The 15,165-nt window shown below is 54.3% G+C and carries 15 protein-coding genes and 1 pseudogene; 7 read left to right on the forward strand and 9 right to left on the reverse strand.

Annotation, left to right across the window (positions count from 1 at the left end; translation table 11 throughout):
* Positions 1-96: 96 nt before the first annotated feature.
* Positions 97-516, forward strand: a pseudogene (gene msrB / locus N909_RS23525) (peptide-methionine (R)-S-oxide reductase MsrB); the annotation flags it as partial.
* A 100-nt stretch (positions 517-616) separates the two neighbouring features.
* Entirely contained in the window at positions 617-790 is a 174-nt protein-coding gene (locus N909_RS25510) for a hypothetical protein (RefSeq protein WP_155005838.1), read from the forward strand.
* On the opposite strand, the gene uxaC is transcribed toward N909_RS25510, so the two are convergent.
* The 5 genes from uxaC to N909_RS0101865 form a co-directional block, all read right to left on the reverse strand.
* Positions 778-2,202, reverse strand: a complete 1,425-nt coding sequence (uxaC, locus tag N909_RS0101845; protein ID WP_029910515.1) for a glucuronate isomerase — start codon at positions 2,200-2,202, stop codon at positions 778-780. The genes N909_RS25510 and uxaC overlap by 13 nt on opposite strands.
* An 85-nt stretch (positions 2,203-2,287) precedes the next feature.
* Positions 2,288-2,764, reverse strand: a complete 477-nt coding sequence (locus N909_RS0101850; RefSeq protein ID WP_029910518.1) for a YcxB family protein — start codon at positions 2,762-2,764, stop codon at positions 2,288-2,290.
* 13 nt (positions 2,765-2,777) lie between these two features.
* Positions 2,778-4,070: a TRAP transporter large permease gene (locus N909_RS0101855; protein WP_029910521.1), complete on the reverse strand. Its 1,293-nt coding sequence runs from the start codon at positions 4,068-4,070 to the stop codon at positions 2,778-2,780.
* A gap of 3 nt (positions 4,071-4,073) precedes the next feature.
* Positions 4,074-4,595, reverse strand: coding sequence for a TRAP transporter small permease (locus N909_RS0101860; protein WP_029910524.1), 522 nt, complete (start codon positions 4,593-4,595; stop codon positions 4,074-4,076).
* Positions 4,596-4,728: 133 nt separating this feature from the next.
* Positions 4,729-5,697, reverse strand: a complete 969-nt coding sequence (locus N909_RS0101865; RefSeq protein ID WP_425415846.1) for a TRAP transporter substrate-binding protein — start codon at positions 5,695-5,697, stop codon at positions 4,729-4,731.
* 757 nt (positions 5,698-6,454) lie between these two features.
* Here N909_RS0101865 and N909_RS0101870 point away from each other — a divergent pair.
* On the forward strand, positions 6,455-7,708 hold the full coding sequence (locus N909_RS0101870) for an ROK family protein (protein ID WP_029910529.1): 1,254 nt from the start codon (positions 6,455-6,457) through the stop codon (positions 7,706-7,708).
* A gap of 135 nt (positions 7,709-7,843) precedes the next feature.
* Here N909_RS0101870 and nosR read toward each other — a convergent pair whose 3' ends face one another.
* From nosR to N909_RS0101895, 4 genes are all read right to left on the reverse strand, one after another.
* Entirely contained in the window at positions 7,844-9,193 is a 1,350-nt protein-coding gene (nosR, locus tag N909_RS0101875; RefSeq protein WP_029910533.1) for a response regulator c-di-GMP phosphodiesterase, NosR family, read from the reverse strand.
* A 22-nt stretch (positions 9,194-9,215) separates the two neighbouring features.
* A complete protein-coding gene (locus N909_RS0101880; RefSeq protein WP_029910535.1) occupies positions 9,216-10,055 on the reverse strand; it encodes a response regulator in 840 nt (279 codons plus the stop codon).
* Between the two features lie 65 nt (positions 10,056-10,120).
* On the reverse strand, positions 10,121-11,410 hold the full coding sequence (locus tag N909_RS23530; RefSeq protein ID WP_051689448.1) for a sensor histidine kinase: 1,290 nt from the start codon (positions 11,408-11,410) through the stop codon (positions 10,121-10,123).
* Positions 11,411-11,714: 304 nt separating this feature from the next.
* Entirely contained in the window at positions 11,715-11,930 is a 216-nt protein-coding gene (locus tag N909_RS0101895; protein ID WP_342672676.1) for a molybdopterin dinucleotide binding domain-containing protein, read from the reverse strand.
* 247 nt (positions 11,931-12,177) lie between these two features.
* Between N909_RS0101895 and N909_RS0101900 the strand changes: the two genes are divergently transcribed.
* The 4 genes from N909_RS0101900 (at position 12,178) to N909_RS0101915 (ending at position 15,156) form a co-directional block, all read left to right on the forward strand.
* Positions 12,178-12,501 (forward strand): cupin domain-containing protein, encoded by a 324-nt coding sequence (locus N909_RS0101900; RefSeq protein ID WP_029910543.1) that lies wholly within the window; start codon positions 12,178-12,180, stop codon positions 12,499-12,501.
* A gap of 20 nt (positions 12,502-12,521) precedes the next feature.
* Positions 12,522-13,463 (forward strand): DMT family transporter, encoded by a 942-nt coding sequence (locus N909_RS0101905; protein WP_029910546.1) that lies wholly within the window; start codon positions 12,522-12,524, stop codon positions 13,461-13,463.
* A 21-nt stretch (positions 13,464-13,484) separates the two neighbouring features.
* The gene (locus N909_RS0101910; RefSeq protein WP_029910548.1) at positions 13,485-13,913 is read left to right on the forward strand and encodes an acyl-CoA thioesterase; all 429 of its coding nucleotides are present in this window, start codon (positions 13,485-13,487) and stop codon (positions 13,911-13,913) included.
* A 181-nt stretch (positions 13,914-14,094) separates the two neighbouring features.
* Positions 14,095-15,156 carry an NADH:flavin oxidoreductase/NADH oxidase gene (locus N909_RS0101915; RefSeq protein WP_029910551.1) on the forward strand — a complete coding sequence of 354 codons (1,062 nt, stop codon included), beginning with the start codon at positions 14,095-14,097 and terminating at the stop codon, positions 15,154-15,156.
* Positions 15,157-15,165: the final 9 nt, after the last annotated feature.

Below are 15,165 nucleotides of genomic sequence, written 5' to 3' on the forward strand. Positions count from 1 at the left end.
AATGACAGCATGAACATGCCGGCAGAGCAAATGCAAGAGCAGCCGGGCATGACCGACACAATGCCAATGGACAGAACCTATCAGATCCCCAGCAAGGAGCAATTGCGCCGGCAGCTCACTCCGCTGCAATACCGGGTCACCCAGGAAGAAGGCACCGAACCAGCATTTAATAATCAATATTGGGATAATAAACAAGCGGGGATTTATGTCGATATCGTTTCCGGAGAACCGCTGTTCAGTTCCCTCGACAAATATAAATCCGGAACCGGTTGGCCGAGCTTCACCAGACCGCTTGAACCGGACAATATCGTTACCAAAGAAGACCGCGGCTTCTTCACAACCCGGACCGAAGTGCGCAGCAAGCACGCCGATTCGCACCTTGGCCATGTTTTCGAGGACGGGCCGCCCCCGACCGGGTTACGCTACTGCATGAATTCTGCAGCACTGCGGTTTATTCCGCTGGCCGATCTGAAGAAGGAAGGCTACGGAGAATACCTGAAGCTGTTTCAAAAATAACCGCGCGGAAGAGCAAACGAACGTTTCGTGACGACAGCTTCAGCAAACAACGCCGGGGATGGCTGTGTCCCCGGCGTTGTTGGTTGTCTAAAGATTGCTGATGATCATGATCAACCACCAGGCATTCGGTCATCCCGCCACCCTACCCCCCCAGGGTCTGGTTGTTTTTGCGGGCGTTGGGACGGCCGGACACAGCAACTGCGGCATTGTGCAGGGTAGAACCGGGGTGTCCACTCCAGCTCTGACCGGAACGGGAATTGTCTATAAACGGTAGGCCGCTTTTGCCAGTTTGTAAGCCAGTTCATGGGCCAGAGTCAGCGCTTCAGTTTCATCCAGTTGATGTTCGCAGACCAACTCGGCCAGATAGCCGCAGTCGATGCGCCGGGCCATATCGTGACGGGCCGGAATGGTTAAAAAGGCGCGGGTGTCGTCGTTGAAGCCGACGGTGTTGTAGAAGCCGGCTGTTTCGGTGACCGAGCGGCGATAGAAGCGCATCCCTTCCGGGCTGTCGAAGAACCACCAGGCTGGCCCCAGCTTCAGCAGCGGATAGTGCCCGGCCAGGGGCGCCAGCTCGCGCGCCAGGGTGGTGCTGTCAAGAGTGAACAGGATCACGCTTAAATTGGTTTCATTGCCGAAGCGGTCGAGCAGCGGCTTGAGCGCTTTAACGTACTCGGTCGGCAAAGGGATGTCGGCCCCCTTGTCGAGTCCGAACTTTGCCAAAACCTGTCGGTTGTGATTGCGCGAAGCGCCCGGGTGAATCTGCACCACCAGGCCATCGTCCAAGCTCATGCGCACCATCTCGGTCAGCATCTGGCCGCGAAAATCTTCCGCTTCAGCCGGACTGAAATTGCCCTTCAGGATCTTGTTGAACAGCTTCTCGCAGCTGCTGCGATCAAAATCGCGGGTGGCTGCTGTGGGGTGGCCGTGGTCTGTTGCGGTGGCTCCCAGTCCGACAAAGAAGGCGCGGCGCTGGGCCAGGGCGTTCAGGTAGCCACTCCAGGTCTGACTGTCTTCGCTGGTTATTTCGCCCAGGCGTTCGACATTTTTGACAAAGCTTGGGTGCTCGGGATCGACCACCGGATCAGGACGAAAACAGGGGACGATTTTACCGTGCCAGCCGCTCTGCCGTAAAGACTGATGGGCGGCCAGATCATCCAGCGGCGAATCGGTTGTTGAAATGGCCTCAATGTTGAAGCGGTCGTAGAGAGCGCGCACCTTGAACTCAGGTGTTTTCAGCAGGGCATCAAGTTGGTCGTAAAGGCGGTCGGCATTGTCCGGACACAGCCGCTCATTGATGCCGAACAGATTACTCTGGACGGTTTCAAACCACATCCGCGACGGCGTACCGCGAAACAGGTGATAGTTCTCGGCAAAGATGCGCCAGATCTTGCGTGGGTCGTTTTCAGTCTGGCCGCCGTCGACTCTGGGTATGCCAAAGCTCTCCAGCTTAACGCCCTGGCTGTGGAGCATGCGAAAAACGTAGTGGTCCGGAATCAGAAACAGCTGGGCCGGGTCGGGAAAGTTGATGTCGTCGGCATACCAGCGCGGATCGGTGTGGCCGTGGGGGCTGATGATCGGCAGATCTTTCACTTCGTTATAAAGACTGCGCGCGACGGAGCGCACGCCAGGGTCAGCAGGTAGCAGACGATCAGGGTGCAGGTTGATTTCAGAGTGAGGCTGCGTCATGGGTTTGTGCTCCGTTTCTATGAGATGGGTCTTTGTTCAATCATTTGCTTCAGTGAACTCAGCCAGGATGGCTGAATCAATTTTCTCAGGTTCTGCTGGTGATTTTTTCCGACAAAAAGGCGGACAGGCTTTTGCCCCGGCCTGCCAAGAGCTGCTTGTCCAGAATGAAACTCTGCTTCGACTGCGTATAGATAATCAGCATTTTGAACAGGCTGATTACGGCTTTGATTTCCGTGTAATCGACCCGCGAACTTTTGCTGGCGTTGGCAATTTCAAAGCCGGTCTGCTGAAAAGTCATCTGCAGATCGTCCGGCATCTGGCCGACAATCTTGCGGCTGCGCAGGTAAATCACCAGCGGTTGCAGCACAGGGAACAGGCAGAGTCCGGCCAGCATCAGGATTCTGTAGACAACGCCGGCATCTGGCCAAAAGCGGTAAATCAAACCGGCCATGGAGATGGTGAAAATGATATTGATCACAGCCATCATGGATCTGTAGATATTGACCAGCGTCAGGATCCAGAGACTGACCGGCTTAACTCTGTAGCGAAACTTGAATTCCATGGCCCTGGGATGATCACATGAACACTGACGGCAGATACAGGCTGATCGCAGGGATAAACGTCAGTAACAGCAGAGTGATGATCATCAGCAGGTAAAAGGGTAAGATTGCTTTCACCAGTCTTTCGATCGAGACCTCTCCGACGGCCGATCCGATAAAGAGAACCGACCCGACAGGGGGCGTCAAGAGCCCTATGCCGCAGTTCAAAATCATCATGATGCCGAACTGAATGGGTGAAATCCCGATGCTTGTGGCAATGGGCAGCAGGATGGGGGTCGCAATCAGGATGATCGGCGCCATGTCCATGATGACGCCCAGAACCAGCAGAATCAGGTTCAGCAATAGAGCTAAAATAATCGTGTTGTCTGTCAGACCGAGAATGGCCTTTGCCGCCAGGCTCGGAACGTTCAGGCGGGTCAGCAGAAAACCGAAAATGCTGGACGTGGAAATCAGAATCAGGACGATCGACAAGGTGTTCACGCATTGATCCAGAACCTTCCAGACCCCCTTCCAGGTCATCCCCCGATAAATAAACACACTGACGATCAAACTGTAGAAGACGGCAATCGCGGCGGATTCCGTCGCTGTGAAGACACCGCCGACAACACCGACAACAACAATAAGCACGGCGGCAAGAGCCCAGAAGGAATGAGCGATCTGCTTAAACAAGTTCAAAAGATTGAACTTGTCTCCTTTGGGATAGTTGCGCTTGATCGAAATGATGTAGGAACCGACCATCAGGGTTCCCGCAAGAATAGCGGCGGGCAGATAGCCAGCCAGAAAGAGACTGCCGATGGAAACCCCGCCAGCGGTCGTCGCGTAGATAACCATGTTGTGGCTGGGGGGAACGAGCAGACCCTCGCAGGAACTGGTCACGGTTACGGCGGTCGCGAAGTCATCGTCATAGCCCTGCTCGACCATCATCGGAATCATGATGCTGCCCAGGGATGCCGTGTCAGCGGCTGCAGAGCCTGAAATGCCGCCGAAGAAATAGGAAGACACGATGTTCACCATGGCCATGCCGCCGCGCATCCAGCCGACACAGGCATTGGCCAACGCGATCAGCTTTTCGGAAATACCGCCTGACCCCATCAGGTAGCCCATGGTGATGAAAAAAGGCACGGCCATCAGGCTGAAGGAGCTGATTCCTTTCACCATCTGCTGCGCGACTGTCGTCAGAGGCAGGCCCTGATACAGCAGGCAAAGAATGGACGACAGTGCGACCGCGTAGGCAATAGGGAAGCGGATCAGGATAAAAACAAAAAAACTTCCCAGCAGGACAAAAATCGCCATACTACTTTCAATCATGCCTTAAGCTTCCTCCCCGAGAACCAGTTTTTTGATCCGGTTATAGATCATTTCCAATTCAAAAATGACCATGGCAACCCCGGCCAGCGGCACCGGGAAGTACATCCAGAACCTGGAGAGACTGGGCATGCTGACATAAAACCCTCTGGAACCCAGTCTTTGAGCGTAGCTCCAGCCAACAACGATCATGACGAATCCCAGCGCCAATATGGCGATATCGGCAAGCAGATCAAGGGCAACAAGGACCTTGGGGGGAAGATAGCGGTCAAAAGCAGTCATGCGGATATGGGAATTACGCCTGATTGCCAGTGCGGCAGAGAGGACCGCCATGTAGGCCATGCAGGAGAGGACCACCTCTTCGCTCCAGGCAGGGTCCGGAACAAAGGAAACGTATCGTCCGGTAACGGCCATGGCTGTAATGACAATATCTGTGATCAGAAGGATTTTGCAGATAAAAAGGACCAGTTTGTCGACATAGTCAAAAAACGGTTTAATTTTATCGACAGTATTAAACACCGCCTTCATTGAAACTCCGTCGTTCATAACAATGAGGCACTCGAAAGCTGGAACTTCGGTGCCGGATAATGTCAAGGACAGGATCCCCCTGGCCAGCGGATTGATGAGAATTCAGCCGGACAGGGGGATGGAACAGGGAGTCCTACTGCATATCAAGAATCTTCTGGTACAGGGCAGCGTTTTGGGCACTGGCTTCTTTGATGACTCCGGCGCAGGCTTTCTGCCAGGGGCCTTTGTCGGCAACAGGAACAACGGTTGCCCCTGCGGCGGCCAGTTCTTTCAGTACCTTCTGCTCGGCACCTTCAGACAGCTCTCTGTTGAAGGCGGAAGCAAGCTTGCCGGCTTCAACCAGAGCGTTCTGCTGGTTTGCAGACAGCTTGTTCCATGCTTCGTCGGTGATGATAACCTGAATTGCGCCCAGGGTATGGCCGTCGAGGATCATGTAGGGAGCAACTTCGTTGAAGGCTTTTGACTTGTAGTTGGCAATCGGCTGCTCGGCAGCGTCAACCACACCGGTCTGGAGCGCGGAGTAAAGTTCGTTGTAGTTAACAACGGTCGGAGAAGCGTCGAGTGCTTTGACCAGGCCACGCATAACGGGGTCGTTGGAGACGCGGATTTTCATGCCGGCCAGATCGGCCATTTTGTTGAGGGGCTTGGTCCCGAAGAAATGTCTGAAGCCTTCTTCTCCGTAGAACAGACCGCGAATGCCGGTACCGTTTTCATGGGGCTCGAGAAGGAACTCGGGAGCCAGATCGCTGGCGGCAAACTTCCAGAAATGATCTCTGCTGGTAAAGGTGTAGGGGATGGACAGCAGTTTGGATTTCTGCCCGCCGTAACTGGTCAGGGCAAAGGCCGAAATTCTGGACATGTCGATAGTTCCGCCGCCGCCGAGCATGGCGTCAAGGACATCCTGCTCAGCGCCGAGCACGCCGTTGGCCTTGATATCAAGAAGGACGGTGCCGCCGGACAGGCGCTCAACTTCCTCTTTGAACTTCTGGCCGGTCTGGCCGACGATGGAATCCATGGGGTTAACCTCGGCATAGACAAGCGTAACTGTCTTGTCAGCGGCCTGTGCCTGACCAGCAAATGTGCCTGATACGGCCAGCGCCATAACCATCAGCAGTAAGAGAGTTTTCTTCATGCAGTGTTCCTCCATTAGTTGATATGTGGTTATTTTCAAAGGTCGCCGGAAAGTCGGCTCCCCACGCCAAAACATCCTGGTTAACACAGAAAAACGATACCCCAGGTATTGGGGTTCAGCAAGTTCTCCCAGTATTTTAGCGCCATTTCTGACTGGACACCATCTTTATTCAGTGATTGAATTAAGCGGATAATAACGGCAGTTTATTTCAATGTCAATCTGATAAATTGTAATTTTTTACATTAATCCAATATGTTATGCATTCAGAATTTCATATGTCGATTATTTTTAACAACAAAATAAAGACTATTTCAGGAAGCCTTTAATACCGTGTAGCCAGCTTTTTAAGCTACGAAAGAGTTTCGTCATAAACACGCTGGACGAATCGACCGTCCGTGCCCTGAATCGTTACAAGGTGTGGTGCGCAGTCCGCAGCCATAGGCTTATCAATTTCTTTTGCCTGCAGGAGAAGCAGCCACCCCCCAGAATTCCTCGAAGAAGGCCGCCGAAAACTGAATCCATTCCAATAATCACATCTCAACCATCATCAAAAATGGGACTGCTATCCGAAAATACACTGAGTGAAGATATACAACTAATTACAAAACAATATCTTTTAATATTTTCATAGAATTAATTCTTTGACTAAAGTATTGTTTTTTGTCAGTAATCACCACTAGAGTTATCATCATTCAATTTACTTGCCAACACCAACGGAGTCGCTGCTGTGAGCATCATCAATAAAATCCCCTCTCTTGATAAAGCGAAGATGCGTTCAATCAACCGCATCAAGGTTCTCTGCACCATTCGCGATATGCAGCCGATTTCCCGCACCGCGATTGCCAAGGAGACGGGCCTGAGCCCTGCGGCCATCTCGGGGATCACCGGCGAACTGATCGAGGAAAACCTCCTGCTGGAAAAAGAGAACGGGGAATCGATCGGCGGCAGAAAACCTGTCCTCCTCACACTCAACCCGGAGGGGGCCTATACAATCGGCGTTTTTGTCTCAGTTCAGCGGATCACGGTTGTCATCGTCAACCTCCAGGCCCACATCGTCGCCGAGCATATGATGAATCATGAGGAGAAGGACACCACCCCGGAAGGGGTGGCGGAACAGATTGTCCAGGCCGTCCATCACTGCATGTGGAAAACGGAACTGACCAAAAGCCAGATATCAGGCATCGGCCTGGCCATTCCCGGACTGGTCACATATCCGGACAGGATGATCAAGTTCGCACTCAATTACAGCTGGCGTAACGTCAATTTCAAAGAGATTCTCGTGCGCAAGCTCGCCCTCCCCACCTATATCGAAAACAGCGTCCGCTGCATTTCACTGGCGGAGCAACGCTTCGGCGCCGGCAAAAATGTCGATAATTTCATTGTCGTCAGTCTGGCGCAGGGTGTGGCGATCGGCATTATTATCAATGGCCAGCCTTATATCGGCCATTCCGGCTGCGCCGGTGAGTTCGGCCACACCACGATCGACCCATCCGGCCCGCTTTGCCGCTGCGGCAAACGGGGCTGTTTTGAAACTTACTGTGGCAACCACGCTATTCTGGAAAAAGCGAAGCAACTCGCCCGGGAAAAGCGCTGGACTCCGGCTGTCGCGCTGGAAGAATTGACCATTGAAGATGTGATGGAAAAAGCCAGGGACGGAGAGCCTGCCTTGGTAGAACTTTATAGAGAGGCTGGAAAGGGGCTAGGAATCGGCATCGCTAATCTCATTGAGATCTTTAACCCGGAGAAAATTATTCTCTCCGGCAAGGGCGCACTCGCCGGAGATCTGCTCATCAAACCGATGCGAGAAACGATTCCTCAGTATCTGACCGCTAACAGCGACAGTTTAGTCGATGTCGTTGTGCGTCATTGGCAACACAGCGATGCAGCCAGAGGTGCCGGTGTGATGGTACTACAGGAAACATATCAGTTGACTCCGCAAGTCAATGCGTCGACAGCATCCGCGAACTCCCCGGCAGGTTGACATATCAAAAGGTGTAAATTCCCGTACTTGAAAAAATCCACGGAGGGACTTTTTCAACGACTTTTTTGCATCCCCTTTCAAAAGCCTGGTTTCGCTTCACTCACAACATTGAGCATGGCCCATCCTGCGCACGGACTAGGCTGACTCCTCGTCCGCAGACTCCTTGCGGATAATCACGCAGATATCTCTTTCGAAGGGATCGATCTTAAAACAGCGCCGGGTGGCATCGATGGAATTTTCATCAAACACCGAGCCTTTCTTGAGCAACAACACCCCGGTCCCGCTGTACAGATCGGTTTTCAACTGCATGCCGGGCTTCAGCTCCTTCGGTGAGACCATTTTTTCAGAGACTTCCGAAACCAGATTCAGGCTGGCGTAGATTTCCCGGGCTCCCTCTTCCAGCGCGGTCCGCAAGGCCGGATCAAGAACCGGCCCCCATTCGCCTTTGAGGTCAGCCAGGGCTTCGTCAAGGGCTTCGGACTGGGGATACTTGAGGAGCTTGTGCTCAAACAGGTTGGCCGCGCAGATCATCCTGGAACCGAGGGGGATGGCCTCCCCTTTGAGACCGTCGGGAAAGCCCTTGCCGTCAAACCGTTCATGGTGATGACGGACCATCTCGCCGATATCCCGTAACTCCGGCACCCGGTCAATGGCCGCCTGCCCCCGAATGACATGGGTTTTATATTCCTTGTATTCCTGGGGTGTCATATCGGCGACCGACTTGCCTAGAATCCGGTCGTTGATGCCGATCTTACCAATATCATGCAGCAATCCGGCGGAAATAATTTTTTTCTGTTGCAGGTCATCAAGCTTAAGGCGGCGCGCCATGACCTTCAGCAACTCGGAAATGTTTCGGCTGTGTCCCGGCGCCCGCTTGTGATGCAATTCGATCAGCCCGGCCAGGGCCTCAATGATTGCGGAAAAACTTTCCTTCAGCCGGGAATTGCTCTCGGCCAATTCGTCGCTTTTAGCCCGGATTTGTGAAGTCTGGTCCAGAACCCGCTGTTTGAGTCGCTTATTCCACTCCTCCAGTTCCTCTTTCTGCTTTCGAACCAGGGCATTAAGGCGCTTGTTTTCCTGGATCAGGGTAAAGTTTGCAGCAGCTTCGGCAACGGCCTGCAGCAGCGCGTCATCATCCCAGGGCTTGGTCAGGTAGCGAAAAATTCCGCCGCGATTGATGGCCGCGATGGACGCCTCGATATCCGCGTAGCCGGTCAACAGCATCCTCACCGCTTCAGGGGAGAGGTCCCGAGCCTGACGCAAAAACTCGACCCCGCTCATTCCCGGCATGCGTTGATCCGAAATAATCACGCCGCAATCCTGGTTTTCGCGCAGCAACAGCAAGGCGTCCTGCCCCGAATTCGCCGTCAACACCTGATAATGTTCGACGTCATTGAACAGACGCAGCAACGCTCTGGTGATATTGACTTCATCGTCAACCAACAGAATTTTAATATCCGCCTGCGGCGTCTGGTTTTCACTCATAGGTCACACCATGACTAAAGGATCAATGTTCTGCACTGAGTACAACGACGCACCCTTGCGACAATGTTTCATGCAGCCTTCTGACCTGGCAACGAAAAGGTCTCTCCCGGATCGTCACAATGGAGTTCGGGCAGAATCCGTCACTGAGCTGGTCAATCAGCTGATTGACCTCAGCGGAGAGGACGCTGCTGCGATCATGACCGAGGGGGCCCATCTCCGCGCTGGGAAACAAATCACAAGCCGCCTGGTTGCAATGGACAATCATGTCATCCGGGTCGATCCCGAGTACCGCAACCGGCAACACATCCAGAATAGCTTGGGAAATTTGCAGCACACGGTGACGAATTTCCAATTCTTCGGTTCTCAGTTCAACCAGGTCTTCCAAACGTTCGTTCACCGATTGCAGTTCGGCATTGACCTGTTTCAATTCTGCGTTCCTGATCTTCAGTTCCTGACTGAGTTTATTGTTTTCCCAGCGGAGCGACTGATGATCAAGGGCCGAGCCGATAGTCGAGAGCAGGTCCTCATCATTCCAGGGTTTGGGCAGGAATTTATAAATCTGCCCCAGGTTGATGGCTTCGACGACCGCAGCCGTATCGGCAAATCCCGAAAGAACAATCCGGATCGTTTCCGGCCAGCGCTCATTGACCTGGCGCAAAAACTCGACCCCGTTCATTTCCGGCATCCGATAATCGGAAATAATCAGCCTGATATCCTCCTCCTCTTCCAGTACGGCAAGCCCTTCCTGACCTGATTCAGCCAGCAGGATCTCATAGCTATCTTCTTCCATGAACAAGCGCCGCAACGCCTTGAGAACATTCTTTTCATCATCGACGCAAAGAATTTTTATCTCACCCGCCATACCCTGTACCTGTCCTCCATCTGCTGTAAAAAACCCCTCCGCCCCGGACGGAGAAAGTCCTGCGTTCAAGCATCGCTTCCGCTGATCGGCAAACGGATATGGAAAACCGTCCCTTGGCCTGGTTCCGTCTCAAAGCTGATGTCTCCGCCATGTTTCTTGATAATTTCATAGCTGATGCTCATCCCCAACCCGGTCCCCTGCCCCACGGGCTTGGTGGTAAAAAACGGCTCAAAGATCCTCGGCCGGTCTTCTTCCCTGATTCCGCAACCATTGTCGGAGATGCTGACCATAATGGCATCGTCTTCATGCCAGCTGCGGATCTTGATCAGCCCGTCTTTCTCAATGGCCTGGGCAGCATTGACCAGGATATTGGTAAAAACCTGGGTCAGTTCCTGGGAATTGCACTCCAGCTGAGGCAAGTCACCAAGGTCTTTGTCCAGCTGCGATTTATATTTGATTTCGTTCCACACGATGGACACTGTGCTTTCCAGGCATTCATTCAGATCGACCAACTGGGTGCCGGTCTGGTCAACCCGGGAAAAGGTCTTCAGATTCTGCACAATTTTCCGGACCCGCTCGGCACCGTCAAGGGATTCAGCGACAAGGTCCTTGCTGTCTTCGATCAGATAATCGATTTTCGCCCGTTTTCTGAGCGGTTCGAGTTCCTGCCAGGCTGGGCTGGAATGCTGCTGCAGCGCGGTTTCGAGCGTTTGCAGATAATCCGTGAATTTTTCAAGATATTTTTCCAGGCTGCGCAGGTTACTGGAGACAAAGCCGATGGGGTTGTTGATTTCATGGGCGACTCCGGCGGCCAACTGGCCAATGGAGGCCATTTTTTCCCGCTTCAACATTTGTGACTGCGTATTCTTCAACTCTGCATTCAAATATTCGAGATGCACGGCCATTTGGGTCGACTCCGCCACAGACCGTTCAAGTTCCTCCGCAATTTCTTTCTGCTGGGTGATATCTTCCTTGATGATAAGATAGTGGGTCGTGGTTTTATTGAGATGATCCTGAATGGGCGAAATAGCGACCCTCTCCCAGAAAAGCTCCCCGCTTTTTCGCCTGGAGTGAATATCTCCCCGCCATTCACGCCCAGCCCGCAGGGTCGCCCACATCGCGTCGAAATCAATAAGCTCGTTGCCCGCAGTGAAGACCTGGGGCACATGCCCCAACGCCTCTTTCCGGGAGTATCCCATACTCTCCGTATACTTTTGGTTCACATAGATAATTTCCCGGTCCGGGCTGGTAATCAGGATCGACGAAGGGCTCTGCTCAACAGCCAGCATCAGCAGCGCGGGATCGATGCTCTCAATAGCGCGCAACAGGGGATTGTTTTGCGTTGATTCAATCATCGCCACGCCTCCGGCAAGACATTATCACGGCAATCAGTTGGGAGGGGAAGCGTTTCAATCAGCAGAAGAGATCTCCCCCGGTCGGCGGTGAAGTCGCCCGGAGAATTGTGCGACAACGCAGCATACGGTCCGTTCAGGCCAGATGCATCATGTAACGCCGGGGGGACGCCGTTGGGTGGAGCAAAGATATTCCAGATAACAGTGGTCATCATGACTCCTGTTTATCAAAAAGAATGCCAGCCTTTCTTATTTTTTTTACATTAAGCCACTCTACTACAACTGTAACGGGAACACAAAATTTTATTCACAAGGTTTCGCCCATACAGAAGAGCCTCCTGTATAGCCCTCTTTGCAAAACGTCCAGATAGGCACCACGGTCAATGAACAGCCGCACCATATCCCCAGCTGCCAGCCCGCGCGACGCCGCATCCCGCGGATTCATTCTGCAGCCCTCAGTCCCGGGCCGTTTTTCCCGAACACCGTCGTCGGCGAAATCCCGGTAGGTGTTGACGGAGCGCACGTAACCATCCATGACACTATTCAGAAACCGGAGAATCTGGCTGGCTCTGGGCATACTGAAAGCGGTCGGCACGGAGCCAGCCATACGAGCCGCCGAACACGGCAGTTGGAGCATACAGCTGAATGACGATTGCCTCTATCACCCACCACTTAAAGAAGACAACCGCCCGCAAAAACCGGTTTCTTCTGGACAGAGCAAGAGATTCGTTTATGATTCCAGGGTGCTTGCAACTTTGAGAGGGCTGCTTATGTTTACCAAAACATCCGACCGGGATTATCTGCAACCGGCCGACAAAATCCGGATGAAAACCCTGGTCTATGGCGAGAAGACCCTGATGAGCGAGTTTCGTTTGGAACAAGGGGCACAACTGACTCGCCACAGCCACCCCCATGAACAGACCGGCTACCTGGTCAGCGGCGCATTGCGCCTGACCATCGGCACGGATCATTATGAGGTCAGTCCGGGAGACAGCTGGTGTATCCCGGCGGATGTTGAGCATCAGGCCGAAGCCGTGGAACAAGCTGTGGTCATTGAAGTATTCGCACCGCTAAGAAAGGACTATCTGCCCTGAGTCAGCACCGTCACGCCGGGATGCCCCGTCTGGTCGTTCTCGGCAGTCTATCCGCTCTGTTCTTCAGCAGTACCTTTATTTTCAACCGCGCCATCAGCCTGGCCGGCGGCCATTGGTTCTGGACGGCCAGCCTGCGTTATGTCTGGATGCTGGCGCTGCTCATGCTCTGGTATCTGTGCTCCGGCAAAATGAATTTGCTCGGGCAAATCTTCGGCCTGTTCAAGCGCAACTGGATTTTCTGGTGTCTGACCGGCAGCATCGGTTTCGGAATCTTTTATTCCCTGATCGCCTTCAGTTCCGGGTTTGCCCCGGGCTGGGTGGTTGCCACCACCTGGCAGATGACCATTCTGGCTTCACCGCTGGTCCTGCTGCTGTTTGGCAAAAAGGTCCCACTCAGGGCCCTGCTCTATACTTTGCTGATCTTTTGCGGCATCCTCCTGGTCAACCTGGGCCAATCAGAGACCGTTGCCTGGCAGGACCTGCTCTGGGGCGGGCTGCCGGTGCTGGTTGCGGCCTTCGCCTACCCTCTCGGTAACCAGATGCTCTGGGAAGCGCAACGTCAGGGCACCCGACGGATTCCGCATATCAAAGATCAGGTTCTGGAAGACCCCTTTGCCAGAATCATGTTATTGACCCTGGGGACAATCCCGTTTTGGGTCCTGCTTTACCTGCTGATGAGTCCGCCGCCGCCAGCGGCCGGACAATGGACCAGCACCTTTCTGGTGGCGCTGTTGTCCGGAGTGGTTGCGACGAGCTTGTTTCTCTATGCCCGCAATCTGGCGGGTGATTCCTATGAGATCGCCGCTATTGATTCCCTGCAATCGGGAGAAGTGTTATTTTCACTGGCGGGAGAGATTCTCTTCCTGAACGGAAGTTTCCCGGCAACCGGTGGTACGGTCGGGGTGATCCTGACCGTTGTCGGCCTGGGCCTGTACATGAGGGCACAGGTCGACCAAAACTGAACAGTTTAAAAGGAGTCGAGCATGCCGAAAATCTACCGTCACCGCATCACAGTCCCCGCCGATTCCATCGACGCCAACGGCCATGTCAATAATGTGGTTTACATTCAATGGATGCAGGATGTTGCGACCAGTCATTCCGATGCCCAGGGGTGTACCAGGTCGCTGTATGAACAACTCGGGAGCAGCTGGGTCGTTCGCGCCCACCGCATTGAGTACCTGAAACCGGCCTTTGCCGGACAGGAGATCGAGATCCTGACCTGGGTCAGCAATCTGCAACGGACCCGGTCGTTACGCCGTTACCGGTTCCAGAATGACGAAGGAACGGTCCTCGCCCGGGCGGAAACCGACTGGGTCTATATCAACGCAGCCAGCGGTCGCCCCTGCAGCGTTGCCCCGGAGGTCAGCCAGGCCTTTGAGCTGGTCCCGGAGGAGGAAGAACCCAGGGAATAAAAGCACTGTCGTCAAGGTTCACGCGCAGGTTAAAAAGACCAGGAGCGACCGTTCTGGGCGGAAAGGTCCGCAGCAAAAGCTAAAACACTCAGAAAAATGATATCCTTAGCACTGAAATCGTTTCGTCGACAGCCTGGCCGAGGCGGATCTGGTAACCGTTTCTATCTTGCAGAGGGTGGTTATGAGCAAACTGTTTAGCCCGTTGAAGATACGGGGACTGACTATTCCCAACCGGGTTTTTCTGTCCCCCATGTGTCAATACTCAACTCCGGACGGCAAGGCCGGCAGCTGGCATCAGGTGCACCTGGGAACGCGTGCCGTGGGCGGCTGCGGGCTGGTCATGACGGAAGCGACCGCCGTCAGTCCTGAGGGGAGAATCAGTCCTGACGATCTGGGCATCTGGAATGATGAACAGATGGCAGCGCTCATTCCAGTGGTGGATTTCATTCGCCGGCACGGTGCCGTCGCCGGTATCCAGCTGGCTCATGCCGGCAGAAAAGCCTCCACCGACGCCCCCTGGCGGGGCGGCAAACCGCTCTCAGAAGCTCAGCGCGGCTGGCAACCGCTGGCCCCAAGCCCGCTCCCTTTTGCGCCCGGCTCTGCGCTACCAAGAGAGCTGTCAGACGCCGATCTCGACAGCATTGAAGAAGCGTTTGTCTGCGCCGCCCGGCGCGCGCTGCAGGCCGGGTTTCAGGTTATCGAGCTGCACAGCGCCCACGGCTATCTGCTGCACCAGTTTCTGTCCCCGCTGAGCAATCACAGAACGGACGAGTTCGGCGGAACCTTGCAAAACCGAATGCGTTTTCCGTTGCGGGTCGCGGCCGCAGTCCGGGCGGAGTTGCCGGCTGAGATCCCCCTGTTTGTCCGCCTTTCGGCCAGCGATTGGGTGGCCGGCGGCTGGGATTTGAACCAGTCCCTGGAATTCTGCGCCGCCCTCAAACAGCAGGGGATAGACCTGATCGACTGTTCTTCGGGAGGCCTGGTCGCCACCGCCAAGATTCCGGCCGGACCGGGCTTTCAGGTTCCGTTTGCCGCAGCTATCAAAGCCAGGGCTGGCATGGCCACCGGAGCGGTCGGCCTGATCACCGAGCCGGCCCAGGCCGAGCAGATTGTTGCCACCGCCCAGGCCGATGCGGTCTTTCTCGGGCGGGAGCTGCTGCGCGACCCCTATTGGCCGCTACGGGCGGCTCGGGAGCTTGCCGTCGATGCGGTCTGGCCCGAGCAGTACTTGAGAGCCAAATGATCATGCCCC

It is taken from the genome of Pelobacter seleniigenes DSM 18267 (genome assembly GCF_000711225.1).
GTDB lineage: Bacteria > Desulfobacterota > Desulfuromonadia > Desulfuromonadales > Geopsychrobacteraceae > Seleniibacterium > Seleniibacterium seleniigenes.

Bases quoted from the DNA above. Each gene is read 5' to 3' on its own strand.
- N909_RS25510 (WP_155005838.1), top strand. From the start codon at position 617: ATGATCATGATCAACCACCAGGCATTCGGTCATCCCGCCACCCTACCC.
- N909_RS0101865 (WP_425415846.1), bottom strand. From the start codon at position 5,697: ATGGCGCTGGCCGTATCAGGCACATTTGCTGGTCAGGCACAGGCCGCT.
- N909_RS0101900 (WP_029910543.1), top strand. From the start codon at position 12,178: ATGTTTACCAAAACATCCGACCGGGATTATCTGCAACCGGCCGACAAA.
- N909_RS0101880 (WP_029910535.1), bottom strand. From the start codon at position 10,055: ATGGCGGGTGAGATAAAAATTCTTTGCGTCGATGATGAAAAGAATGTT.
- N909_RS0101910 (WP_029910548.1), top strand. From the start codon at position 13,485: ATGCCGAAAATCTACCGTCACCGCATCACAGTCCCCGCCGATTCCATC.
- N909_RS0101855 (WP_029910521.1), bottom strand. From the start codon at position 4,070: ATGATTGAAAGTAGTATGGCGATTTTTGTCCTGCTGGGAAGTTTTTTT.
- N909_RS23530 (WP_051689448.1), bottom strand. From the start codon at position 11,410: ATGATTGAATCAACGCAAAACAATCCCCTGTTGCGCGCTATTGAGAGC.
- N909_RS0101905 (WP_029910546.1), top strand. From the start codon at position 12,522: ATGCCCCGTCTGGTCGTTCTCGGCAGTCTATCCGCTCTGTTCTTCAGC.
- N909_RS0101850 (WP_029910518.1), bottom strand. From the start codon at position 2,764: ATGGAATTCAAGTTTCGCTACAGAGTTAAGCCGGTCAGTCTCTGGATC.
- N909_RS0101915 (WP_029910551.1), top strand. From the start codon at position 14,095: ATGAGCAAACTGTTTAGCCCGTTGAAGATACGGGGACTGACTATTCCC.
- nosR (WP_029910533.1), bottom strand. From the start codon at position 9,193: ATGAGTGAAAACCAGACGCCGCAGGCGGATATTAAAATTCTGTTGGTT.
- N909_RS0101860 (WP_029910524.1), bottom strand. From the start codon at position 4,595: ATGAAGGCGGTGTTTAATACTGTCGATAAAATTAAACCGTTTTTTGAC.
- uxaC (WP_029910515.1), bottom strand. From the start codon at position 2,202: ATGACGCAGCCTCACTCTGAAATCAACCTGCACCCTGATCGTCTGCTA.